Origin of the sequence: Undibacterium parvum, assembly GCF_003955735.1 — a bacterium.
GTDB lineage: Bacteria > Pseudomonadota > Gammaproteobacteria > Burkholderiales > Burkholderiaceae_D > Undibacterium > Undibacterium parvum.
In genome coordinates this window covers 3,670,496-3,695,476 of record NZ_CP034464.1, presented here as the reverse complement: position 1 = coordinate 3,695,476, position 24,981 = coordinate 3,670,496, and the positions used below count along the sequence as shown (strand labels likewise).

General features: G+C 50.4%; 13 protein-coding genes. 2 read left to right on the top strand and 11 right to left on the bottom strand.

Annotated elements, in window-relative coordinates:
* Positions 1 to 43: 43 nt before the first annotated feature.
* The 11 genes from gspG to EJN92_RS16070 all read right to left on the bottom strand — a co-directional run bounded on the left by gspG (position 44) and on the right by EJN92_RS16070 (position 21,962).
* Entirely contained in the window at positions 44 to 499 is a 456-nt protein-coding gene (gspG, locus tag EJN92_RS16120) for a type II secretion system major pseudopilin GspG (RefSeq protein WP_126128758.1), read from the bottom strand.
* A 330-nt stretch (positions 500 to 829) separates the two neighbouring features.
* Positions 830 to 1,477, bottom strand: a complete 648-nt coding sequence (locus EJN92_RS16115) for a hypothetical protein (protein WP_126128757.1) — start codon at positions 1,475 to 1,477, stop codon at positions 830 to 832.
* A gap of 11 nt (positions 1,478 to 1,488) precedes the next feature.
* Positions 1,489 to 3,210, bottom strand: coding sequence for a putative porin (locus EJN92_RS16110; RefSeq protein WP_157984381.1), 1,722 nt, complete (start codon positions 3,208 to 3,210; stop codon positions 1,489 to 1,491).
* Between the two features lie 69 nt (positions 3,211 to 3,279).
* Positions 3,280 to 3,957: an energy transducer TonB family protein gene (locus tag EJN92_RS16105; RefSeq protein WP_126128755.1), complete on the bottom strand. Its 678-nt coding sequence runs from the start codon at positions 3,955 to 3,957 to the stop codon at positions 3,280 to 3,282.
* 1 nt (position 3,958) lies between these two features.
* Entirely contained in the window at positions 3,959 to 4,363 is a 405-nt protein-coding gene (locus EJN92_RS16100) for an ExbD/TolR family protein (protein WP_126128754.1), read from the bottom strand.
* A gap of 32 nt (positions 4,364 to 4,395) precedes the next feature.
* Positions 4,396 to 4,800: an ExbD/TolR family protein gene (locus EJN92_RS16095; RefSeq protein ID WP_126128753.1), complete on the bottom strand. Its 405-nt coding sequence runs from the start codon at positions 4,798 to 4,800 to the stop codon at positions 4,396 to 4,398.
* 13 nt (positions 4,801 to 4,813) lie between these two features.
* Positions 4,814 to 6,544, bottom strand: coding sequence for a DUF2341 domain-containing protein (locus EJN92_RS16090; RefSeq protein WP_126128752.1), 1,731 nt, complete (start codon positions 6,542 to 6,544; stop codon positions 4,814 to 4,816).
* A 70-nt stretch (positions 6,545 to 6,614) separates the two neighbouring features.
* A complete protein-coding gene (locus tag EJN92_RS16085; protein WP_126128751.1) occupies positions 6,615 to 17,681 on the bottom strand; it encodes a filamentous haemagglutinin family protein in 11,067 nt (3,688 codons plus the stop codon).
* Complete coding sequence (locus EJN92_RS16080; RefSeq protein WP_170174914.1) at positions 17,681 to 19,279, bottom strand: ShlB/FhaC/HecB family hemolysin secretion/activation protein; 1,599 nt, start codon at positions 19,277 to 19,279, stop codon at positions 17,681 to 17,683. Before EJN92_RS16080 ends, EJN92_RS16085 begins: the two co-directional genes overlap by 1 nt.
* Positions 19,280 to 19,698: 419 nt before the next feature.
* Positions 19,699 to 20,991, bottom strand: coding sequence for a hypothetical protein (locus EJN92_RS16075; protein ID WP_126128749.1), 1,293 nt, complete (start codon positions 20,989 to 20,991; stop codon positions 19,699 to 19,701).
* A gap of 173 nt (positions 20,992 to 21,164) precedes the next feature.
* On the bottom strand, positions 21,165 to 21,962 hold the full coding sequence (locus EJN92_RS16070; protein WP_126128748.1) for a PEP-CTERM sorting domain-containing protein: 798 nt from the start codon (positions 21,960 to 21,962) through the stop codon (positions 21,165 to 21,167).
* A gap of 844 nt (positions 21,963 to 22,806) precedes the next feature.
* Between EJN92_RS16070 and EJN92_RS16065 the strand changes: the two genes are divergently transcribed.
* Both EJN92_RS16065 and EJN92_RS16060 read left to right on the top strand, forming a co-directional pair.
* The gene (locus tag EJN92_RS16065; RefSeq protein WP_126128747.1) at positions 22,807 to 23,517 is read left to right on the top strand and encodes a CAAX prenyl protease-related protein; all 711 of its coding nucleotides are present in this window, start codon (positions 22,807 to 22,809) and stop codon (positions 23,515 to 23,517) included.
* Positions 23,518 to 23,572: 55 nt separating this feature from the next.
* The gene (locus EJN92_RS16060) at positions 23,573 to 24,961 is read left to right on the top strand and encodes an undecaprenyl-phosphate glucose phosphotransferase (RefSeq protein ID WP_126128746.1); all 1,389 of its coding nucleotides are present in this window, start codon (positions 23,573 to 23,575) and stop codon (positions 24,959 to 24,961) included.
* Positions 24,962 to 24,981: the final 20 nt, after the last annotated feature.

The window sequence follows — 24,981 nt, the reverse complement described above, 5'->3', positions numbered from 1 at the left end:
TAAGCTCAATTCAAAAATAGAAAAATAGTCCTCAACACAGACATCAATTTGTAATGTCCGCATCTTCACCAACACCGCCTGGCTGTCCATCTTTGCCATACGAGACAATTTCATACTCCCCCTTACTGCCTGGCGAGCGATACACGTATGCGTGTCCCCAAGGGTCGAGAGGCACGTTTTTTTTCAAATACGGACCATTCCATTTTTCTGAACTCGCTGGCTTGAGCAGCAATGATCCCAAGCCCTCTTCACTACTAGGATAACGTCCAACATCCAGACGCAAAGTATCCAGTGCCTTTTCAAAAGATTCAATTTGCGACTTGGCCACCGTGACTTCAGACTTACCTAATTGCGCAAAATATTTAGGCCCGACATACGCAGCAAGCAAGCCGATGATGACAATTACCACCAGTAACTCCAGCAAAGTAAAGCCGGAGACACTGGTGCGAGGATCACGCTGCGTTTGCGACAAATGCTTAGCCTTATCAATGAATGGCATAGGATTTTTATCTTTACTGAAAATGGTTAAGCAAGACTGCACAAATATTAATTTGTTAGTCGGTTGCCAATATAGTGACGTAGATTTATGACGCGCTCATGACGTTTTTTTCATCTGAGGCTGAGCTATTACGGTTCTGCAAAATCAAAATGAGGCGAATCAAATGAGCACCCCGCCAAGGCCCATATCCCATGCGGGCTGCAGGCCTATGTGCTTGAAGAAGCGCATGGAATATGGGCCGTAGAATATGCGCCGTAAGGGTGCCATCTTTGAAATTTATAGCGAGCACATCGCAGCTAAGTCGATGTGCTCATTTGGGCTAAAGTGTGGCTAAAGTGCGGGGGAAGTTAACACCAATTTTTGCTGGTCCAACTTTTCTCTATAAAGCTCCAGCATGTTTTCTATTTGCACTTGCTTAAGTCCGGTGAAGGGCTCTTTTTGCAACAGTGCACTAGTACAGCCTTTATTCTGGTACTTCTCCAACAATTCCATACCATATCGATGTTGGGCCTGATTTTTGGACTCACAATTTGCTAAGGATTCTGACCTCAGGTTCAAATTACTATCAAGCTGTGTTTTGGCGATCTCCATTTTTTGGATAAGGCTATTTGCATCGGCAAGTTTTTTCTCTGCAGCATTGAGGCTTTGCTCGGTTTCCGCGATTTTTGTAATGAGCGCAGCCTTACTCGCATTGGCAGCCTCTAACTCTTTACTGAGACTGGCACGTTGACGACTGGCCGCATCGGCACTGCGCTTGCTGTCATCGAGTTTTAGCTTACTCTCCTTGAGTTCAACATCGAGTGCAGTTTTCTCCTGGACTAACTGGGCTTTTTCTTGCTCCAATTTACGCTGATTTTGTTGCAATTGCCTGACTTGCTCTTTACCGGCTTTTTTATCGTCAGCGGCACTCGCAGGCAAACAAAACGCCAAGAAAAGTAGCAGCAAAGTAGCGGCCTTTACTGAAAATATTTTATCCATGACTATCCTCATCAGAAACGCGCATTTAGCTCAAACTGGAAAATATCCACAGCGAGCTTGGTCTTTGGAAAGCTTGAGGCGGAAGTACGCGGCACCATAGAATCGATCACATCCGAAGACATCCATTTTGCGCTCAACCAGGTGTTCTTATCGATTGCATAGCTTGCGCCCAGACTGACGCCCTTGTTATTGGTGCCACCCAAACCGAAATCAGAATTAGTAAAAGCATCAAGTACCGCATCGCTGCCCAGATTGCGGTAGGCTAGCGACACATTCCAATTACCACGTGCATTCATGCTTGGATGTCCGAACTGAATCTTGCCCTGATAGCCGGAATCTCTACCGTCGTCGATCGCAGTACCGGTACGCGCAAAGATATCTGCGCGGCTAAAACCACGGTTTTTGACGTAATCGCCGGTCACCGTTACATGCAGCGGGCTGAACTGCGCAAAATCTATACTAGCAGTGAGGTTAAACTCTTTGAATTTGGATGCCAATCCCCAGTTAAGATTGGGATCATCTTTGGAGTTTATGTAGAACAAAGTATTCCCGCGCTGCCTGAATCCTTCGGGATATTCGTAGCGCACCAGGTATTCGCTGTTGGTGGCGTGACTCTCGTCGGTTTCACCCGTCGCTTCAACATTGCGGAACTGGTACAAGCCCGCGGCCAACTTCATCTTGGTTTGCGCATTGATAGTCCAGGCCAGGCCGCCTTGCAAGCCAATTAGCTCACGCCCCGGTGCCTTACCGGGGCTATTTTCGCGCAATGGAAACCAGCCAGCGGTAAAGAAAGTATCCAATTGCTCAGAGACTTTTGGTTTGAGCGTCATCGCGACACCCTCAAAATTGAGATCATCTGCCCACACCAAATCGGTACTAAAAAACGGATTGGCGATCCGACCGGCACTCGCAGTAAGCCAAGGCGCCGGATCCAATTTAACGAAAGCGCGGTCCACTACGACGCTATATTTATTGAAATTTTGTCCCAAGGTTTGATTTGTCGAGGTTCTGTCTGTCGTGTTGCCTGTGGTCAGAGTAATGCCGGTGCTGACCATTTCGCTAATCTGTGCATCGATACCCAAGCGTGCTCTGAGGCGCATGCGACTGCGGTCATGTTGCGTATTAAAAGTCGACTTACCGCCAGTCAGAGTATTGCCGACGATATCAGCTGCCCGGGTGTATAGACCATCGGTATAGGCCAAACCTGGTGGCGTATTATTCTCGTCCAGGCGAGTGGACTCAAAACGCGCTCTGACGTCGCCCGAAATTTTGACGCGGTTCATCCATTCAGGCAAAGCTCCTGGCTCGCCCCAACGTTCAGTTTTCGACTGAAGCAAAACTTCTTGTTTGATTTGCTCGCGCATATCGCTCTTTACCGCCTCCGACACATAGGCAACCCGCACCACTTTCTTGCCATCGGCTCCGACCACAGGTAGCGGAGCCAGCACTATCTTGTCGGTAGCGTTCGCTTCCGCCACTTTTATTTTGGCTTTTGCTTCAGCATCACGGATCAACTTGTCGGCCCTTTGGCGCGACAAGACACCGCTGTCGACCAGTGCATCAATCAAGCTCATGGTGGTGGCGCGCAATTGCTCCAAATCGGCGTGCTCGTCTGCCTTCGCTCCGCTAGAGAGAGTAAACAAAGTGGTCGTCAGCAGAACCAACAAGCTATTTTTATGTATTAATTTGAATTGAGTTTTGCGCGCAGTGGCGGCATCAAACAGCTGAGTCATGAGCATCTATTTCTTTCGTAAAAATATTTAAATAATCAATCAATAAAAATTAGCGGCCATTTGCGGACATTAGCGTCCGCTACTGAGCAAACGCAAACGTATAGGCTGCGGCATATTCGGCGGTGGCAAATCAGTAAACTGCGGCAAACTACTCAGAGTTTTGCGTAGTTCTTCGTCGGTTTCATCCTCACCGGTGCCGCCGATTAATTCCGCGCGTTTGACGCTACCATCAGGATTTACCCAAATCTGCACCTCGGTACGATACTGGCGTTTGCGTAACAAATTGTTCTTGCTCAAATACCGCTGCACATCACCCTTAAGCAAATTGGCATAATTACTGTAAGGGTTAAACATGCCGGCTTTACCAGTGCCATTGCCGAGCTTACTCAGGTCTTCGCTGGTCACCGCGCCTTTGGCAAACATACTAGGGCCATCACCTGCCGCCCCCTCCATCTTCAATTGCGGATCGGCAGGCGCTTGTTCTTGCTTGGCGAGCGGCTGATCGATCTTGATTTCTTTTTGGTCTTTCGGTGGCTCTGGCGGTTTTTTTTCAAATTTAGGGGGTGGTGGTGGCGGTGGTGGCGGCGGGGCCATCAAAGAAATTTTCGGTGGCTTAGGCTTAGCCCCAGACTTCCCGCTCAATAGACTCTTCAAGCCCCAGCCGATTAAACCAAAAACCAGCAACACCACCGTCACCATCAGAAGAATTTTTTTTCCTCCGCTCTTTTTTTCTTGCTGCTGATCCACCTCAGACTCCTATTTTGGCTGTCACCAAGCCAACGTTGCTAATATTTAAACGTCCTGCCATATCGATAATATCGACCACTTTCGCGTAATTAACTTGTGGGTCTCCGGCGATCGCCATCGACATTTCAGGGTCACGGGCACGCGCCGCAGTCAGGCGAGATTCCAGCTCCGCCATACTTAAACCGGCACCATTCAAGGTCAGGCTTCCGTCCTGCAATATTTTGACGACCCTGACTTCTTTTTTCTCCATGCTTGGTTTATTACTCGGTTTGGGCAAATTAATCTTTAAACCCTGCACCGAAGCGGTCGTCATCACAATAAAGATCACCAACAAAACGTAGGCCAGATCCAACATAGGCGTGACGTTGATGGTGTCAAAAGGTTTTGCTTCGTTTTGAACTTTCATGGCTTCTCGTGACTTCTCGTGACTGAATAAATTTAGCTTGCGGCGCGACTGGTAACCAGGCCAATTTCGGTAATATCAACTTTCTTTAAGACCTCCAGCACCTGCATCACCTTCACATACTGGGCACGCGCATCGCCCTTCACCACCACGGCTTGGCCGGGATTGCCACGCTTAAGTTGTAGCAAACGTTCTTCCAATTGCTCAGGGGTGACTGGATAGGCATCGAGGAACATGTCACCGCGCTCAGAGATAGTGATCGCCTTAATGTGTGCCTTCGCCAAGCTTGCGGTCATCTTTGATTTTGGCAATGCCACCTTGACCCCCTGTACCGAGGCGGTAGTCATGATGATAAAAATCACCAGTAAGACATAGGCCAAATCGAGCATGGGGGTGACATTGATGTCATCAAAAGGCTGATTATCTTCTTGGATATGCACGGCGCATCACCCCTTAAGCCGAATGCATTTCAGCAGATTTGGTCAAGAACTCATCGGCAAATACCTGGGTATCGGCAGACACGTTCTTGATCTGTATCGACAACCAGTTATAGCCAAACAAGGCCGGGATTGCCACGATCAAACCAGCCACGGTCGCAACCAGAGCGGCAGCGATACCAGGTGCAATCGCGTTTACGTTGACGTCACCAGCAGCAGCGATCGCTGCAAAGGTAATCATCACGCCAACCACAGTACCTAGCAAACCAAGGAAAGGTCCACCGGAGATGGCGATCGTCAACAACACCATACCGCTATTGAGTTTTTGATTCTCACGCACCATGGCGGCATCCAAAGAAGCACGAGTGGCATCGAGTGCCGCATGCGACAAACTATTGTTTTTACCGGCAGCGGTTTGCATATCAAAACGGTGCTTAACTTCACGCAAACCAATTGCGTACAAATGGTAAATCGAGGATTGTTTCATCTCGGGATCGGCCGCCAAATTCGCGATTTCTACATGCCCCGGCGACAGCAATTCATCCGATTTATTTGCAAAGCTGGTGATAAACGCTGTATTGGCTTTATTGATCTTAGCGATGGAAATGGTTTTGGTGATCATCACCCAGAAACTGATGATGGCCATCACGATCAAGAGACCAATTACCACCCAACCGTCGATAGTGACGGCACCCAAGAGTATGGCGGCGTAAGAGATCTCTGCAGTTTCTTCTTTTTCGTCAAAACTGCTGATTGCGGAATCAGCGATCTGACTCGTCGCCAAGGCCTTCATGTAACTAGGGCTGCGCTCGATAGCAGATAAATTAATCTCATCCAATTCGCCAACAAATTTCTCGCCTATGCTGGCACTACCGGCGATATCCGACAAGGCAAATGCGCCACTACCTTGTTCTTGTCCATCGACATAGAAGCTCAGTTTTCCGGCACCGGCAACTACCGCCACATGCTGCCAGACTGCCGGTTTCAGTGCGCCAGTTGCAATTACTTTGGCCGCGTCCAAGGTGGCCGCCAGTTTGCCATCAACCAAGCTGATCGCTAAGGACTTAGCGCCATCCTTTTGTAGATATAGCGTGGCGTTGTCATTGCCTGCGGGCTTGACCCAGGCGCTAAAGCTAAAGCCAGTGGCGGCACTCAACTTTAGCGAGGCGGAAGGCGCGATCGTCATTTTTGTGTTGCCATCAAAACCAGCAGCATTGCCGATAGGGCCGGCTGCTACTTGCTTGGCATTAGATTCTTTGGCGTCGTTGGCATTGCCTGTGGCATCCTTCACCGCACCAGCTTCCGAGAAATGCAAGACCAAGACCTGTGCCGCATCATAACTGGCCTTGGAATTACTCTCAGAGCTAGCCTTAGGATTGCCCCAATGCAGCCAAATCGCATCGCTTTTGGCATTCGCTGCTAACTTTGGCATCTGCACCCAGACGATGGCCAATTCATTGGCTGCGTCAAATTGCTCGATATGAAACTTCAACGGCGTCTTACCATCTGCGGCGAAAAAACGTAAATCCGAGCCGTCTGGTTTGGCATCAGCAAAAGTGAAATTACCACTATGCAAGCGCACTAACATCGGCAACTGACTCACTGCCTCCTTAATTTCTACGCCAGTGCTCGTAGTATCAAAACCTAGCTTTTTTTTATGCGCCCATTCATCACTAGCCTGCGCCATCAGGGGCAGGCAAAGTACCAAGGTAGTCAGTGCCGACCACAGGCTTTTTTTCACATCCATGAAGTTCTTCCTAATCAAATAAATACAAAATAAATACAAAAAATCGCGGTTAAGCAAGCAGACAAATCAATTAATTTTTCTTGTTCTTATCTTCGTTAATGGCGCAGTTAGGCTCACTACAATCAGAGCCATAACCCAATACGTCTACCGATAAAGTCGTGCTCTTGCCCGCTGAGGTAGGCGGTAAGCGATTCAATCGTTCCGTCAATTCCTCAGCCTTAACCGCGGCTGTGCTAGGAGCTGCGACGACGCTCAGAGCACTGGTGTCGACCGCTGGCGCACCGCTGATAGGGCCCTTGGCACTGATATTATCGCCATTGACCACCCGATCTGCGACGAGGTAGACCCCCCCGGTAGAACGCACCCCTGCATCGCCGGCATCAAAAGTGCCGCGCGGCGCGATAAAAGTTAAATTGCTGTCGGCTTGATCATCACGTGTCTTCAAGGCAGCAATCCCAGAACCCGAGATCGATCCGGAAATATCGAGTACGGTATTGCCTTTGGCATCGGTGGTCAGTTGTGGTTCTGGCGCCGACGAGGCGGTCTTACTGCCCTTACCAGCATTTAAATCGCCATATTGAGAGGCCAAAGTAATATCGCCACCGCCCAAGGTAAATACCCGCCCCTGATTCACCAGAAAGTCGGTTTTCACCAAGGCGTGGATATCACCGCCCTGTATGCTAAACACACCTAGGCTAGCGGGTTTTTTCATCAGATAAGCAGGGGTATTGGCTAAACCTGCATACACAGAACCACCCGGTGCAAACATGTCAATGGCACCGCCCTGTTCGGTTTTTAGCTGACTACCAAACAGATTGATATTGCCGCCTTTAGGATTAATGTTTGGATACATTTTAGCGATCTGCGCATCAAAAATCGCCAGACCCTTAAGCTTGCTAGACTCGACTAACTTCGCACTAAAAATCTTATTCAATGCGGCGGTATGGGTATCAAAAAACCCCTGCTGTTGCGCCGGACTAAGCGCATTAAAACTGAGCCAGGCATCCACTACCGAGAGATTCAGCGCCGTGCCCGATCCCGACTTAAGCTCTTGCACATAGGCCAGCATGGTGTTTTGATCGGCAGCAGTCAGATCACTGACTTTGACATAGTCACGGACAAAGCTGGCATAGTCGGCAGCAGCGCTACCAGCCAGCAGATTGATACTGGCACCGCCTTTAGGCAAATACGGATTCTCTAAATTGCCACGTGTTTGTATACCAGAGCTATCACCCAGATCAATATTGCGGCCAGCTCTTAGATCAAACGCACCGGCACCTGTAATCACATGCTTTACTTTATTGGGCTCGTCCACATCAGAAATAATCGTACTGTCGATAAAGTCACGGCCAGCCACCACACGTGTTACATCCCTGGCATCCAGATGCTGAACAGAAAAACCAAAATCAAGAATATCGCGACCGGCGGCAATTTCCATTTTTTTAGACGAAACTAGATCTATAGGAGATAGATCACCATTGATATCGCCAGTCAGGGCGATGACACGGTTAGGCTGGGTGTCGCCCTGATGTAAACCGCCACTGGTATGCGCGATCAAACCAGTCATACCGCCATTCAAAAGCCCAGCATCACCTTTAGTAAAATCAAACATTCTTGGTGCAAAATAGGCTGAGAATTTTTCCGCAGCGATATCGAGCATGATGATAGGTTGATCTTTATCTTTAGTTAGAAAGTCGATCTTGCCAGCGGCTAGTAAATCGAGTTGCCCGCTAACGCTGCCAGCCATAGTAAAACCGGATGTAGACAGATCTCCACTCAAACTGGCGGCACTAAAATGTGCTGGTTGCAAACCATATAGTTTTTCAGAAGAGCCCTTCCCCATTAAAATGAGATCAATCTCCTTACCAGCGGCGCTTGCCAGTGCCGTAACATTTTCAGACAGCAATACATCGCCAGCGATAGAAGTCAGATGCACCGCACTATCATCACGGTAAGTAGAAAAATTACTGATCTGTGGAAGTTTGTCGAACTCTACTTTAGTAAGAGTATCGAAATTTTTCGTCAAGCCAGAATTTTGTTTACTCTGCATAGTGAGCGTGGGATTAAATGCGCTCTCCAGTTCGAGAGCACGCCCTGCCACCACATCAAAGCGGGCATCACCCAGCGCCAGCACGGTTCTTAAGGCTGTGCCGTTTGCTTCGCGGGAACCGGCAAGAATAGCGCCATCAGCGGTCAAACTGGCAAGCCCTTTTTGTACGTAAAAAGCACCACCCAAAATATCCGCTCCCGCCTTGACCACCAGGTCGCCGCCCCCCTGCTCTATCAATTTACCTGGGGCCGTTCCTGGCATATAGGCATTACTGGCGACGCTGACCGAAAGATCTTTGACGCTGCCGCTGGCCGCGATTACTTTAATATCACCGCCGCCGAAAGTGGCAATGCCTTGATTAAAATAATCAAAACGTGACCACCAGGCGGTATTTAAACTCGTGGCTATCAATTGATTTTTGCTATTCTTTACCAGTCCTGTTGAGAACACCGTGTTCCCAGAGGCATCGAGTTCAGTGCGACCCTGACGGAACAACCAGTTATTAAACATTTGCGCAACCGGTGTGCCCACCACATCATGCTCGGCATAAATAGAAATCGCACCGCCTAACTTAGAGAACTCGCCCTGAACCGGTGTTTTGATAGGACTAAGACGCGCTGGGACTACGATAGGATTTTCAGGATCAGCAGGATTCGGAATTTCGTATGACGAATAAGTACCCGCAGTCCAGTACTGTGAGTTCGCCAGATTGCCAGGTGCAACGAATTCTGCAGTGTCTTGATGCATGCCCGCGGTATAGATGGTGGCACCGATACCGTTTTGAAAACCCAGCTCCACATTGCGCCCGGCCGCCACATCAATCCGTCCCGTGCCAGTGCGTACCAGGGCAACCGGCGTATCGGTAGCGGTACCGCTAGTACGGGCAAAGTTAATTTTGAAGTCGCCTAGCGCATCGCTAGCGATCACCGCCAGTGGGTTTGCCGCATTCAAATCAGCGCCAGCACTGAGGCGATAACTCCAGGATGCCTTATTATCCAGCACCCAGTCTGGCATACCGATTTTCTCACGCGTTTTAGTATCGGCAAGGGCTAAGGTGTTTGGTTTAACGAAGCCATCACTAATCGAGCCATTGATCAACAAATCACCACTAGCCCGCAAATTCAATATCCCGGGCTCAGCGTTAAAACGCCATGCGTTCAAATTCCAGCCTCTGTCTTCAGGATTCAGCGTTTGTGCTTTGAGTGTCACTGGCGCCTTAGTCAGCTTGCCCTTGCCCGGGTCCTTCAACACGACGGTGGCAGCGTCATACACGACCTGGCCCTTACTGTCCTTGGGCGCTAAGGGATTGATCTCATTCACAGAGACCGTCAGGTCGCCAGGTGAGCGCACTTCGATTCCGGCTCTTAGTTGTAAATCAGCGCGCTGCAGCCGGCTCACTACCGCATTATTCTCAGTGAAATTTTTCGCATCTAGATACATGAGGCCAGCCGGTGTGCCTATCATGCCCGCTGGTGTGGCAGTGGCGATCGCGATTTTTGGTCGGTTCGCTTTACTGTAATCGGTGACATAGCTAATCGCACCTATGGTCGAGGTCGCCGCTTGCAAATTGCTATACGTGCCATCCCCATTAGCCGCATCGGGCGCTTCGCTGATCTTGCTAGTGGTATAGGTTTTGTAGGCCTCAATCACGCTTGCGCCACTACCGACTATTTTGGCGTCGAGCTGGCTAATCGCGACATCCTGCCCGAAGCCATTGCCCACTTTGGGCGCACGGAAAGTGACTGAACCTGCGCCACCGAGTCCCAGACCAGAGACATTAATTACCGATCCCTGCTCCAGACTCATGCTGCTGCCGGTATAGACATCGCCAGGCATCTTGCCATCGGCGCTAGCAGTGCCAAGCACAACTCGGCCACCATCGCCGAGTGAGCCAGCGCCGCTGCTGGCAGCTACATTGGCATAGGCCAGCAATTGCGCGCTACTGCCCAAGCTGAGCTTGCCCGAATTGCCTGTGGCCAGTGCTTGCGATGCGTACAATTCTATGCTGCCGCCCTTGGCACCGGAGGCATCTATCGTGCCAGCTATCCGTATATTCCCGTTGTCAGTTGCAATCAGAGTTTGATGCGCGTTGATAGTTACGCCAGCGGCCAAATCAACATCATCATGCCTTACTCTAAAGCTGCGTGACTCGGTGAATCCTGCCGTATTTAACTTCTCATTGAGTGCCGCAAACTGCGTCGCGTCACCTAGGCTATCCACATCCATCTGCAAGCTGCCTTGGTTGGGCAAGATACCGTCCACGCCTTTCAATGCTGTCGCTTTCAGGCTGCCCTCCAAGATCGCCTTAGCATTATTATTCGCGTTGTTAGCCTTAATCGCCAAGCTACCGGCGGCGGCACCGACCGCCGACAGATCCAGCGTTGCGTTCGCGCCTAGCAGTACATTGCCGCTGCCGCCATCGAGCGTGATTTTGCCGCCTGGTGCATAGGCGCTGGTCGTTCCAAACACGATTGCGACACCCGCGGCAGAGAGCTCGCCGCCAGTGATATTGATGCCGTTTTTTGCCAGCATATTGAGCTGGCCGCCAGACGCCAAAATCCGTGCATCAGAATTGATACTATCGCCCTTAAATTGCAGGCGACCGCCCAGTAAAGGCGCATTTGCAGCCGGCTCAGCACCCGCCAATTTGCTTAAGCTCAGGGTGCGGCCTGCCTCTATGCTAGCGTCACCCGTTGCGGTTGCAAGAATACGGCCTTCATTTGCCAAGGCGCCATCGGTCTGGCCGTTAGCCAGGATACGACCTGCCGCCAGTGTCAAATCTTTCTCTGCCTTGAAACCGCCCACAGCGGTAGCGCGCGCCTCGCGGCTGGCATTCAAACTGGTCGTCTCGTAAGCCTTAACGCTAAAAACACCCTGGCCAAACTCTATATCTCTGGCCTGAACGCTAAGTTGGCCGCTGCTGTTTTCTGGCGCAACTGTACTCAGACTGAAGTTGCTACCACCTTCGAAACGCACAGTCTGCGCCAACAAGTTGACCTGGCGTTGATCATAGCCTTGTATCCCGGACGACTTGAGTGTCAACTTTTTCATGGCAGCATTACCAAGATTGACCACGCCGTAAATATCTATGGTCGAATAGCTATTTAGCTCCAGAGCCGAAAGTTGGCTTAAACTGGCTAGCCCTGCCTCATCAAAACGTAGACCATCGGCCAGCGCAGGAATATTCTGACCAAGACTGACCCGTGAGCTACCCAGACCTAAGGCTGCCCCGTTCGCCAAAGCTAACTTACCATCGAGTTTGCTGTCCTTGGTCGCATCCAGATAAACCGAACCACTGGCTGCAACTGTCGCGCCCTTGGCGATCTCCAGCACTCCGGTATTGCGCGCAGCAGCCTCGCGCTGTATCGACACTGCTGCAGCACCGCTGACACGCAGCAAGGCACCGTCAGTGCCATTTAACTGATTCGCCTGTATGAATAAATTGCGCGGAGCATGGGCTAAACTTCCTTCACCTTTGATCGCAGAGCCAACATCAAGGAACACCTTATCTTGCGCTGCCAAAATAATTTCTGGGCCTATCAAAGCCTGCGCCAGGGTATTTTGCAGACTGACTTTTTTAGCGCCTACGCTGAGGTGACTACCGTCTTTAAACGACTCGTCGCGCAAGCCACCTATGAGCAAACTGCCAGCACCGAGCGCGTTTAAGTCACTCGCCACCAATTTAAGCGCGGTACCGGTATCTTGGCTGCTATCTGCCACCACCGTAATTTCAGGCGCAGAGATATCCACACTGCCGCGCTGTCCACCGTTAGCAGCACCCAGGCGAATTTGTCCATCAAGTATTAATTTTTGGGTGGCATCAAAGGCCACCCTGCCGGCGTCGCCGGGCAGCATGGGCAAATTAAGCGCTGTCGCTAAGGCCTGATCTTTAAAGTAGCTGCTGGCATTGTAATCACGGAATTCTGATTTACTGCGTATCACCTCGCCTGAGCTGACTATCCAGCCCGAAGTACGCATATCGCTTACGCCTAAGACAGTTCTAGTACCAGCGACCGTGAGTGATTTATCCAGATTAATGCTATTGCTGCTGGACTGCATATCGCGACTATTCGGTGCTAGCGAGATACTCATGCCGCCCGGTAGTAAAGCATAATGTGCAGGTAGTAAAGTGTAAGTACCCGCCTTTAAACCGGCGATACCCGAGAGCGTAACGCTATCGCCTGGCAGTAAGCCGCCATCTTGCCCATATTGAAAATCCCGCGGGGCGACGCTGGCCGTAAAATTAGGATTAATCGCAAATACTGTGGTCTGGCTATTTACAAGATTATTTTTCAGGACGTCCTTACTACCATTCGGTCCTGGCGTAAACTCATAGGCATACAGTTCACCGCCGCCAGACAAATCTAAGCTGGCTCCCTTTTGTAAATTAATATTGGGCGCGCTCGATTTAATCGATTTCTCTGGTAGCGCCTGCTCTATCAGGTGTCCAGTCGTACCGGGATTAAGTTTGTATGAAATTGCATTGCCGCTGCCGAAGTCATACACCCATTCGCGACCATTCTCTACGCGCCCGAACGGGATCAAGCCACTAGCGGCAACCGAGCTAACGCTGGTACTGGTATAAGTAAGATCCTGGCTGGCCTCCAGATTAATTTTACCTAAGGGTGCCATTAACTGACCAGCCTGTATCACAGTGACTGCCTTAGCACTCACTTCACCCGCTGCCGACAGCACTGCCGAAGCTAGATTACCATTGCTTTCAAACTGCACCAGACTACGCTCGCCCTCGGCGTTTAAACTAAATTTACTCAAGGTCGTCGGATAAACTTGCGCGGATTTTAAACGCAACTCGCCTGTTAATTTTAATTCGCCTTTGGCGCTGACTGCCGCCAAATCAGGTGTTAGCGAGCCTGGTCGGGTGTTGGAATCAGTTCCAGTCACACCGACCAAGCGTATATCTTCTTTGGCATTCAATTGCGCATTATTAAACCCCTGTAAGCTGCTTTTCCCTATCAAATCTAAGGTGCTGGAGTTGACCGTCAGACTCACATTTCCGGTTTTGCTCAGGCCATCACGCTGATAACGGTAGTCTGCATTCCCCAGTTGTACATAGGCAGAATTAAGTTCAACACTGGCAGGCTTGCTGCTGCTCTCTACAACCTTGTTGTTAGAGATTTTTGCGCTGAAAACCGGTGCATCGAGTATCAATGCGGCGCGGGCCTCGAGCTTAAGCGCACTATCCTGGAGATTGAAGGCCAACTCATCCTGGCTCTTCAGGCTGATACGATCAAATCCGGCCTGCTCAAATGCACTAAGCGCCAGGCGTCCTTGTGGCTCGCCCTCTGGCATGAATAGCGCTTGCCCTGGCTGCAGTCCAGGCGCTATAAAACCCAGGCTATCGCCATTGCTCAAGCTGAGCGTCAGCGCTCCGTTACGGGGCGTAGTTAAAGCTTCACTTTTGGTTCTATCCAAGACTATGTTCAGCGCCCCGCCTTGTGCACCGGTTCCACCAGCCTTGGCTCGCATAGCACCGGCAAACAACAGGCCTTCATCGGCAGCGATTGCAATACTGCCGCCGGCGCTGGCCAGCTCTTGCGCTGCACTGATAGTGTAGCCTTGTTTAAAACTGACAGCTGCTGATTTAGCGCCACTGACATCAAATTGCGCACCTGCTTCGGCCACCACGTAATTTGGCGAAGTCACAGAAATACGCCCGCCTGCCAACATCTCACCGCTGCTAATGCCCTTGATATCGGTGTACAGCAAAGCGCTACTGCCTTTCGCAGAAATATCGGCTTTACTACCGAACCAGATACTGCGGGTATTATTGTAGACTGGCGAGTTTTCAGGAGTAAGCGCAAAAATAATATTACCGGCAGGCGCGGAGATTTTTCCGTCTACCGTCAATTGGCTGGATGCGGAAAATTTAAGCTCTGCACCGGGGTCAGCGACTAAACTAGCATTCGTCCCTATGAGTAAATTACGCCCGGCAGCCAATGTGACATTCGTCGCCACCCGAGAACCTAAAGGGCCACTCAAATCCAGCAGTGCTGGCGTCGCGACCGCACTCATAGCGCCGTTGGCGATCGCTTTATACGAGTTGAGATCGGCAAAGCGCCAGTTCAGGGCTTGCGGAGTGATCTGCGTACCAGGGTTTAGCTGCAAGTCTTGCAGGGCACCGATGGTATAACTAGAAAAACCACCTTGCTGAAAAAAGTTCTCAGATAAATGCAGAGTATCTTGTTTGCCTAGCTCTGTCGCGATGCCAGGCGTTCCACCTATGCTGATCCCATCGCCGCGCAGACTGAGCGCCGCACCTTTAGCGAAACTAAAGCCGGTAAGCGACAAGTTATTTCCCAAGTGCAAAAAACTACTGTAGCCCGTGAACAGGCTAGTCAGGCCAATACTACCGCCATCGGCTTTTTTCAACTTACCCTGTGCATCCAACCAGGCACCAGCCGAGACATCCAACCGCACACCGTCAGCTATCTCGATTCTTGGACTAGAGAAACTGATTTTTCCACCCTGAATGACGACATCGGCAATCGGGTTGCCCATCGCATCGCGTACTGGCTTAGCGGTTTTACTGTCATTAATCCATTGACCAGCCAGATCAAAAGCCAGACCCGGAGCGAGGCTGAGCTTGCTGATAGATTTAGCGATGACGCTGCCGCCAGGCATGCTGATGCCGGATTTAAAATCCAAATTGCCGTAAGCGCCCAGGTCCACTTCACCGCCGGCTGCCAGCACAAGCGGCGCAGAGACTTCCAGATCACCAGCAGTAATTGCCGTCACACGACTAAATCCCGCTTGCTGCAAGCTGGCACTATTGAGCACAAGACGCTTGGCGAGCAGCGCATGCTGAGGATTATTGTCGCTATCGAAAGCCTCGTCTTTTAATCGCAAACCCGCATCGCCTGCCTCACTAAAAACGATCTGAGCCTGATAGCCTGCGATTTTCTTGACATCATCAGGTCCCGCCTTTTCGCTCAATTGGCTGCTGCTTGCACCTTCCACGCTAGCACGGGCATAGTCATACAAGCTGCCGCCCAGGCTAAACTTGCTTCCAAGCGCACGGTTCTTCGCACCCACTTCACGCTGGTACAGCCCCTGTATGGTCTCGCCTTTAAACTCGCCTTGCAATACCATTACTGGTGCCGAAAGTTGCACCGTACCGCCATCCTTACCGACCGTATAGCCTTTCTCAAAATTTCTGCGGCTATTCGGAAAATTGATCAGGCCACCATACAATTTATTCGCACTGGCCGTACTTAGCTCAAACAAGGTGCCATCGGCGGTCAACTTTGTGGTGTTGACATAACCATCCAGATACGACACAGCGCCGCCCGAGACGTTCATCAGGCTGCCGCTACGTTGAATGATCTCGCCATCCGAGATGACGGTAATGCGGCCGCCAGCGGCGGTACGCTCCCCCACCGTGCCCTCGATCTTGGCGATGGCTTTACTGATGTCGGCAATATTGGTGCTCTTACGTATATCGAAGCGAAATTTTTTACCGCGCAAAGTAGACTGGCGCATCAGCACATTATCAGCCAGCTCAGACAATAACTGCACTTCCAGCACATTGTTTTCCATCGCCAGTTTGGTGTCCTTACCGCCGGACACATCGATCAAACTCCCTGCCGCAAAATCGATATGGCTATGGTTTCTTTCGGCATAGGGTTTGCTAGCATCATACAAAGGCAGGTCATGCACACTAGGGTCTTGCTTAGCTCGGATCACGACCTCAGCAGCAGGTGCGACGATCTTGGCATTTTCTTGTAAGGAAATATTTTGACCAAATAAATCGATTCTGGACTTTTTGAAGGCTGGATCATCGGGCCCCGCCGGAGCGGTCAATTTATCATCGTAGATCGCGATCTGGGTCAGACTGTTTTTACCCAGAGTCAGAATCCCGCCCACAGTGCTAACTGCGGGGGTATCTTCACCTTGTTTAGAAGCCCCGGCGCGGGCACGTAAGTAGACCGAGCCATTCAAATTAATCGAGGTGGTGGCCGAGACGCTTCCCATTTGATTGACGGCAAAACCTAGCATACTGGCGTTGCCACGCTCTACAGAAATACTACCCTGGGTACCATTCGTGGCAGCACCATTGCTGGCGACTCCGCCAATCGCCGGCAAATTACTATTATTCACCTCAACGATCAACCCGCGCATACCAGGTTCAGTGGGCGCAGCCAAATACACCTTGCCACCCGCTGCCAACACCACTTGTCCGTCCGGCGCCAACAACATGCCGTTGTTCGTCACATTTGGGGCCAGCAGCATAATCTTGCCTCCGCTGGCGGCGCTTAATTTGGCGCGCTGAGCCGCATCGCCTTCGACTTCTACCGCACCGGGCATCGCACCAGCCAAGCCGGTCACGGGGTCCTTATAATTAGGATCGGCGGCAAAAATCGCTTCCAGGTTAGGCGCGAGCAAACCGCTCAAAAAACGTTTATCGTCTATCTTTAAACTGCTAGCCAACAGGCTAGCGACGTTCACAGTCGCGCTCTTGCCAAAGATAATCCCGTTAGGATTGTAGATGTACACATGGCCCTTAGCATTGAGCATGCCTTCAATCACCGTAGGGCTAATCCCGCCTTCTATTTTATTCAATAACACCGCAGTAGCCGACGGTTGCAACACCTCTAATTTGGCATCAGCGCTGATATCAAAGCTACTCCATGCCAAAATACCCGCCGGATCTTTTTGGGTGATGGTGGCGGTATTGCCGCTCACACGATATGGATCAAAGGCACCCGCCACCACCAAGGGTGAACGCACGCTAGCGCTACCGATGGCCAGCGGCTGCGACGCAGCACCAGTTGGCAAAGTGCCGGCCGGCAAAGCCACCCGCGGCAGGCGCGGCGGCACTTGAGCCCAACTATTCGAGCAAACCAGCACACCCGCCGTCATTAACACCGAGACGCTGGCAACCAGGGGCAAACGACGATAGCGGGTGCTAGACATGATTTTTTCCTTAAAGGCAGTCAAGGTAGTGCTGCTTTGCTTATTGGGAAGCTTATTGGGCAGCTTGGTGGACAGCGTGGTGAATAGTTTGCTAGGTGATTTCTTGATTAGCGTGCGCGGTCTAGGGCAAGACGCGTTGATTAAAGTAGTCATCAATACTCCCAGAGCAAACGTGCATGCAGGCGATTACTGCCCGCCTTGGTAACATCCGCATCGTTTAAGGCATGCGCCCAATCTAGCTCCAGCGCAAAGCCACGCGGCGCCAGCAAACGCAGGCCCATGCCCACGCCACGCAATTGTTTAATGCTGCTCTGCGGTGGCAAGACATCAAGGGTGCGCAAACGCACAGCATCAAAAAAACTCAGACCAGTCAAACTCCATACTGAGGTTTCGCCTGCTGGTTTATACGATGGGGTACGCAATTCAAACGACAGTCTGAGCGCCTCATCACCAGCTAACTCGCCCTCCAGATAGCCACGTACATTGTCGGCACCACCACCGGTGTATTGCTCATTACTCACCAAGGGGCCAGAGGCAAACTGCACTTCGGCCTTGCTGGACAGCGACCAGCCGCCAAATTTCTCCACATGCAATACGCCACTACGCAGGGCGATGTAATTGGCTGACGCACCGGCGCGCTTGGCAGAAAATTCTTGATCGGTGTTGCCGAACACCCCACGTAAGCCCACCGTGGCGGTGGCATCTAAAGTGGTGGGATGATTATCACTGAGCCAGCTACCAGTATAGGTGGCGACCAGGGGCATATAGGTAATCGGGGTAGTGACTGCTCCCGCGCCATGCACCGCCACCGACTGTTTGACGTTTTTATAATCGGTACCGGCCGCCAAGGTATAGGCGTAATCATTTAAGCTTTTAGAGGGCAAGGCGTAACGCAGCCCTAAGATATCTGAATTACCCAGCACACCCAGCCCAGGTGCGTTTGCCAGCGTGGTCAGGGTACTGCGCGAATGCACCCAATACGCAGTGAGCGCAGCACCATCGTCACTGACAGGCGCAACATAGGTGCTTGCCAGTACCCGCACTTCATCCGGTTTTTGCGGCGAAGTCTGCGCTGTCACACCCAGACTATGCGCACGTTGCCACAGATTATCGTAACGCAGCGAAGCAGCCAGACGCATCGCGCTGGTATTCGGTGATTGGCGATTACTTAAATCGAGATTGCCATGCAAAGGTAATTGATCCTCTACATCTAATTGCACCTCGACCGTGCCAGGTGCTTTACCGGCCCGCAGCACTGGTGTGGCTTTTAAATCGGCGCTACGATTCACCGCAGCTAACTCTAGCTGCATCTGCGTAAAATTCGGTACATTGCCTTCTGCCAATTCTGGCACGGCCGCCTTAATCCCTGTCAGCGTATGATATTCAGAGCCCTTAACACGCAGGCGTTCCACGGTAGCCTCGAGCACAAGTAGCTCAACCACACCGGTATCGACATTCTGCTCAGGGATAGACACTAGGACCGTCAAATAACCAGCATCGTGATAGGCGCGCTCCAAGGATGCGCGGGCAGACTCAACTTCCGCCAAGGTTTTTTGCTCGCCCATATACGGCAGCACCGCACGTTCTACTTGCTGATCCGTGAGGCGGCTATTGCCATCTATCTTGTATTCAAAAATATTGAAAATTGGCAGATTATCTGCACTTTTCACCAGCGCCGCAGCAGGCTTTTCTTGCGCCTGAACCGGCAGCATGGCAAGCGCCAGCAGCGTACAAAAAAAAGTAGATTTCACAGCACGCGAGGAGCCAACATATTGCTTGCAAAAGGGGATTTTTGAATTGATTTTCATGGCAAAAGAATTATCTGTTTTCATTATTACTAGCTGATGACGCACACTCCGAAACAACAACAGTTTCAGTCCCAACAGAGCGGAATGTTGTTGTGAGCGTAGATCGCCTGCTTAGCGAGGCCAGATAGGATTGATGATGTCATCGTAAAAGAAAAAAAGAGTTTCTACGCACATCGGAATGACGCAAAAAACGGGTTCAAAAGCTAGCTTAATTCAGCTCAAATCTCTGCTCAAATTCCAGCTTAAAATTCAACTTAAAATTCGGGCAAATCAAAAAGCGATCACTCTCAAAAGAGCGATCGCTTTTTTAATACCGGAAAGCCACTAGGGCTTTTCCAATATCGCTACATCCTAGATAAATATTAGTTCACCAATGGACCGCAGTTATTACCCAAACGACTCACGCGTGATGCTTGGCCGCCGACTGAGTAAGTAGTACCGTCGAGGTAAGCGATACCAGGCAGATCATGCTTGGTAGAATCTTTCAAACCATTGACAACCGCTTTTGCCAGCGCTTGTTGCTGTGCGGTTGCTGTAGTACGATACATCGCCGTCATTTCAACCTGGAACTGATAATTGCCGGAAGCCATGGCATTTCGTACTTTTGGATCGGCAACACCGGCAGCGCTAAAGTTAGGGCTGACGCCATCGATCTTGACAAATTTAAAGTCAGAAAGTATGGCAGTAGGAACGTTTTCCAACGACATCACGCCGAGGGCATAACCATTAGTAGTCGTACCGGTCAAGGCGGCTTTTACGTCGCCAGTAGCAGATTTTTCCAAAATATCAAAAACACCTGCATTCGAATCACCCGCCCCCAACAAAGTCAAAGCACCTTTATAGCCAAATGCGCCACAAACATTATTCGCGAAAAAAATATTAGAAGCAGCTTGGGTACCTGAGCTATCGACACGACGCACCAAGGTCAAAGGAGTGTTATCGCCCGTGTTTTGCAGTAAACCGGCAGCATCTTTAATCGCACCATCCAGCGTCACCAAACTAGCATAGTCAGCACGGCGTATCGATGGCTGGCAAGCAGCGGCAACGCCAGCGCACAGACCTTGGGATGTTTGCAAAGCGGCGTACAGTGCTGGATTAACGGCGATACCAAAACCTTCCATCGCGGTCGTCACCACGGTTAGGCCTGAGATCTCGATATTGCCTGGACCTGTAGGCAAGACACCGATCACCGCTTCACCAGGATAGACATCCGACAAAGCCATATCGGCTTCAGTAGGCGCAGCCACGGTACATGCATAAGCCAGGCCAGAACCTGTGCAACCCGCACCCAAAGTAACGATATTTGCTTCTGCTTCAGCTTTAGCATCAGACAAAACTTGTGCTACACCGGCGTTAGAACCATTCGTCTTATTGTAAGCAACGAATAGACGCTTAGCCGCACCACCGGTCAAGGCTGGCTTAGACATACCATACCAACCCTGAGTCTTTTGACCCGCAGCCTGGCTGATTTTTACCACTTCACCAGGAGTTTGAAAAAGATCCAGGACAACTACTTGCACGGCTTTTTCTTGCGCTGAGGCACCGGCGATGTAGAAAGTCACTTCAGGAGCTTGAGTGACAGGATTTAAGCTGGCAGCGATGGCAGTAACTGAACACAGGGCAGCACAAGCGGCAGCGATAAGTTTAAATTTCATGATCATTTCCATCTATTAAAATTAAAAAGAAGAGTAAATTAGGCGAACAATTCGGGCACAAGCTAAGACAAATACGACAAGGCAAACACCTCGCCACAGACGACACCATCAAGACTAAGAACTCGCCCTATACAGCAGATACAGCCGATACAGGCGAGTTCTTTTGCATCAAATTACTTGTTTAAGTGACGACGACGTGCAACACCGGCGACCAGCATCAAGCCAGCCAACATCATGGCGTAGCTGCTAGGCTCAGGGATAGCCGCTACTGCGACTGTGTATTTCAGGTTATTGCCATCAAAGCTGAATTTCGAAACGCCATTGACGTTCGCATAGCTAGTGTCTGTTACTGTAGTACCCAACGCTAAACGATGGAATACTGAATCAGTACCCACAAAATTATCAGTTTTAAACTTTAACTTCGCGCCGCCGTCATGAGCGACACCATTAACGATATTCTGCGAGTTTGTACCTTGGATATCAGTAAAGTAACCATCGGATAACGATGTGCCAGAGTTTGTATTTTGAGTATTCACGGCAGCTATCCAAGTTTTAAAAAATCCTGCAACAGAACTTTGAGCGGAAGAGGACGTTTGAGCAGCAGAACTATCGCCATCACGCATCGTCGTCAAAAAACCCTTACCGCCATTATTTGCAGCGACACTATTACCTGCGAAGACACCCCAAGTCGAATGACCTAGATTGCCAGAGACTGAAGCCAGGTAAGCATTCCATGATGCTGTGTGGCTACTGATACCAAAAGTTTGATCAGCAGTTGCGGAAGCAGGCAAGAATGATGCATAAGTTTTACCTAAATCTTGGACATAAGAAGATTTAGTAACGTCATCAAACACGTAGAACAACAATGCACTACCAGTCGCAGCATCAACATTAGGAACAGCAGCGAAAGCAGAGCCAGTAGCGCCGATCAGGGCAACTGCAGCAACCAGGGTTTTTAATTGAAATTTCATTTTAAGACTCCAAGAATGAGTAAGGATGTTTCGATAGATTTAAAAAACTTCTTAATTTGCGCTAGCACCAGGCTAGCAATTTCAAGTGAAACTCGGGTCCTGTATAACTGCTGTTTGAGATCAGACTCCCTACCGCAAGACTCTGATCTCAAACCACTGGCTACCGGGTCCTAACAACTCTTCACAAGTGCAGCCAGTGTAGAGCCCTAGTTTGGCAATCTTCACCATAGCAAGCAGCTAATACATGCGCCGTTCAGCTTAGTTCCATAAGCCGTATGGACTATCAAAACCGGGTTTAACTGTCTTAATTAAAAATTATGTTTCCTTGTGGAATTTAATAGAAAAAATAGCTAGATTTTTTTATTCAAATTGACTAAAAATTGCAGACATAAAAATCAGTGATGGCAGCTAGGCCTAGTTTTGACCTCCGAACTTTGCTCGTTTTATGGGTCCAGCACTGCCTACGCTTAAGGCGTCGCAGATAAATTGCTGCCCTAGCTTAGGCCGCATTCTCTTTGGCTTTGCTGCGCCCCCGTCCACCACATGTTTAGAAAAAAATAGGCACCGGCCGCTCGCGCAATGCCCATGCGCCTGTCCAAGGCATATGCCCGCTAGCCCGCATGGGATATACGTATGCGGCTATGCAGGCAAAAAATATTCAGTTATTTATGCAGATATTTATGCAGGTATCAAGGCATCGCGGCGCAGCTCGCTAACTAACTTCAACTGTCATCCCACTGTAATAAAGACAACATAGACTGTGTCGTTCTGCGCTGTCGCCAATGCGAGCGACCGCCAGGTAAAGCCCCCCCAACCACGCAGCCTGCTTAGATGAGAGCGACTTATGTTTGAACCTGCTTTTTTACAGCGAGCCCTGCCTTTCGCGGCATATCTGCTGTTTATTTTTATCGCCGATATCTTGCTGCGAGCTGGCTGGACAGCGGATCAATTACGCTGGCTATATCCAGTCAAAATTGGCGTGGTAGCGCTACTTTTATTCAGCTTTCGGCGTGCTTATCTGGAGCTACATCGCACTAGCGATTGGCGCTTAAAACGCCACACGCTAGTGAGCCAGATCAACCAAGCCTCGCATCAGCCGCACTATCTGCTGGCCATCATCACGGGTGCGGCGGTTTTTGTGGCTTGGATCAACTTGAGTGCAGATTGGATGAAGCTGGGGGATTCGGCTGGTTTTGATCCGCGCATCGCCGGCCAACTAGACTGGCGTCTGGTACTGCCGCGTTTAGTTGGCGCCGCTCTGATCGTGCCCATCATGGAAGAATTGTTTTGGCGCTCCTTGCTGCTGCGCTGGATCACACAACAAGATTTTTTAACGCTCAAACCGGCCTTTATTGGTCTCAACGCCTTCGTCATTACCGCCCTGCTGTTCGCCTTTGAACATCATTTGTGGCTGGCCGGTTTGGTCGCCGGTATCAGCTATAACTGGCTGTATATGCGTAGCGGTAGTTTATGGACGGTGGTCATTGCACATGCGGTAACCAATGGCTTACTTGGGGTCTGGGTGATTTACAGCGGCAATTGGCATTATTGGTAGGGCTGATTGCTGCCAGCACCGAGCGAGCGTAAGCCGCATTAGCAGAGAGGAAGTCATGATCAAGAACCACAGCGAACTACCGATGGTGTCATTTTTTGAACGCCTGTTAGACCCCTTTATCATCACCATTGCCCTATATCTGATCACGATCCTGATGCATGAGACATTTAGTGGTTTGTATCTGGTGTTGACGATTATCGCCTTTTTTATTTCGTCTTTTGTGTACGAACAAGTCGATCCGGCGCGCAGTTGGCGTAGCGGCGGACTGCTCGCTTACGGGCGTGATATTTTTACCGGCTGGCTCAGCATCGTGGCAATCCTGGCATTTATTGGCTATGCCTCGGGTTTATCACGGCAATTCTCTGCAATAGTTCTGTTGCTGTGGTTTGTACTGACACCGTTTGCACTCCTTGCCAGCCATCTGAGCTTACGCAAAATCACACAAAATTTACGCAAAGAGGGAGAAATACTATCGGTGGTGATTGTCGGTGCCAGCGAAGCCGGGCTCAAATTGAGCGCACGTCTGCGCGACAACGGCAATCTGAATATGCGATTGTCCGGCTATTTTGAAGATAGAACTGAGCCGCGCAGTCAGCTAGAAATACCAGCAGCTTTATTGGGCAAAATGAACGATGTAGCAGCCTATGTACGCGAACATCAGATCAAGGTTTTATTCATCAGCCTGCCTATGTCGGCGCAAACACGCATCCATAAATTACTCGATGATTTACAAGACACCACGGCATCCATCTATTTTTTACCCGATGTGTATACCTTCGATCTGATGCAGGCACGCTTTGACAGCATAGGCGGGGTACCGGTAGTGGCCATCTGTGAATCGCCCTTTATCGGTCTCAATAGTTTGATCAAACGCGCCAGCGACATCGTGCTCGCTAGTCTCATACAAATACTCTTGACGCCACTGATGCTGGTGATTGCGCTGGCAATTAAGCTGACTTCACCTGGCCCGGTGATTTTTAAGCAGCGCCGTTATGGACTGTATGGCGAGCAAATCATCGTGTATAAATTTCGCTCTATGACGGCTAACGATGATGGCCCGAATGTGGTGCAGGCTAAAAAAAATGATTTACGCGTGACCCGCATAGGCAAGTTTTTACGCAGCAGTTCGCTCGATGAACTACCTCAGTTTATCAATGTTTTGCAAGGTCGCATGAGCATAGTCGGGCCACGCCCACATGCGGTCGCCCACAATGAAATGTATCGCAAACTGATCAAGGGTTACATGCTGCGCCACAAGGTGCGCCCCGGGATTACCGGTTGGGCGCAAGTGAATGGCCTGCGCGGAGAAACCGACACCTTGGACAAGATGAAGGCCAGGATAGAGTTTGATCTCGACTACGTCCGTAAATGGTCTCTATCACTGGACTTGTGGATCATCGTGCGCACCATCAGTGTGGTGCTGAAACGACAAAATGCGCATTGAACTCGCCCTGCTAGTTACCA

What these genes read in the sequence shown, in the direction of transcription:
- gspG (WP_126128758.1), bottom strand. Translation starts at nt 499, where the DNA reads ATGCCATTCATTGATAAGGCTAAGCATTTGTCGCAAACGCAGCGTGAT.
- EJN92_RS16115 (WP_126128757.1), bottom strand. Translation starts at nt 1,477, where the DNA reads ATGGATAAAATATTTTCAGTAAAGGCCGCTACTTTGCTGCTACTTTTC.
- EJN92_RS16110 (WP_157984381.1), bottom strand. Translation starts at nt 3,210, where the DNA reads ATGACTCAGCTGTTTGATGCCGCCACTGCGCGCAAAACTCAATTCAAA.
- EJN92_RS16100 (WP_126128754.1), bottom strand. Translation starts at nt 4,363, where the DNA reads ATGAAAGTTCAAAACGAAGCAAAACCTTTTGACACCATCAACGTCACG.
- EJN92_RS16090 (WP_126128752.1), bottom strand. Translation starts at nt 6,544, where the DNA reads ATGGATGTGAAAAAAAGCCTGTGGTCGGCACTGACTACCTTGGTACTT.
- EJN92_RS16085 (WP_126128751.1), bottom strand. Translation starts at nt 17,681, where the DNA reads ATGACTACTTTAATCAACGCGTCTTGCCCTAGACCGCGCACGCTAATC.
- EJN92_RS16075 (WP_126128749.1), bottom strand. Translation starts at nt 20,991, where the DNA reads ATGAAATTTAAACTTATCGCTGCCGCTTGTGCTGCCCTGTGTTCAGTT.
- EJN92_RS16070 (WP_126128748.1), bottom strand. Translation starts at nt 21,962, where the DNA reads ATGAAATTTCAATTAAAAACCCTGGTTGCTGCAGTTGCCCTGATCGGC.
- EJN92_RS16065 (WP_126128747.1), top strand. Translation starts at nt 22,807, where the DNA reads ATGTTTGAACCTGCTTTTTTACAGCGAGCCCTGCCTTTCGCGGCATAT.
- EJN92_RS16060 (WP_126128746.1), top strand. Translation starts at nt 23,573, where the DNA reads ATGATCAAGAACCACAGCGAACTACCGATGGTGTCATTTTTTGAACGC.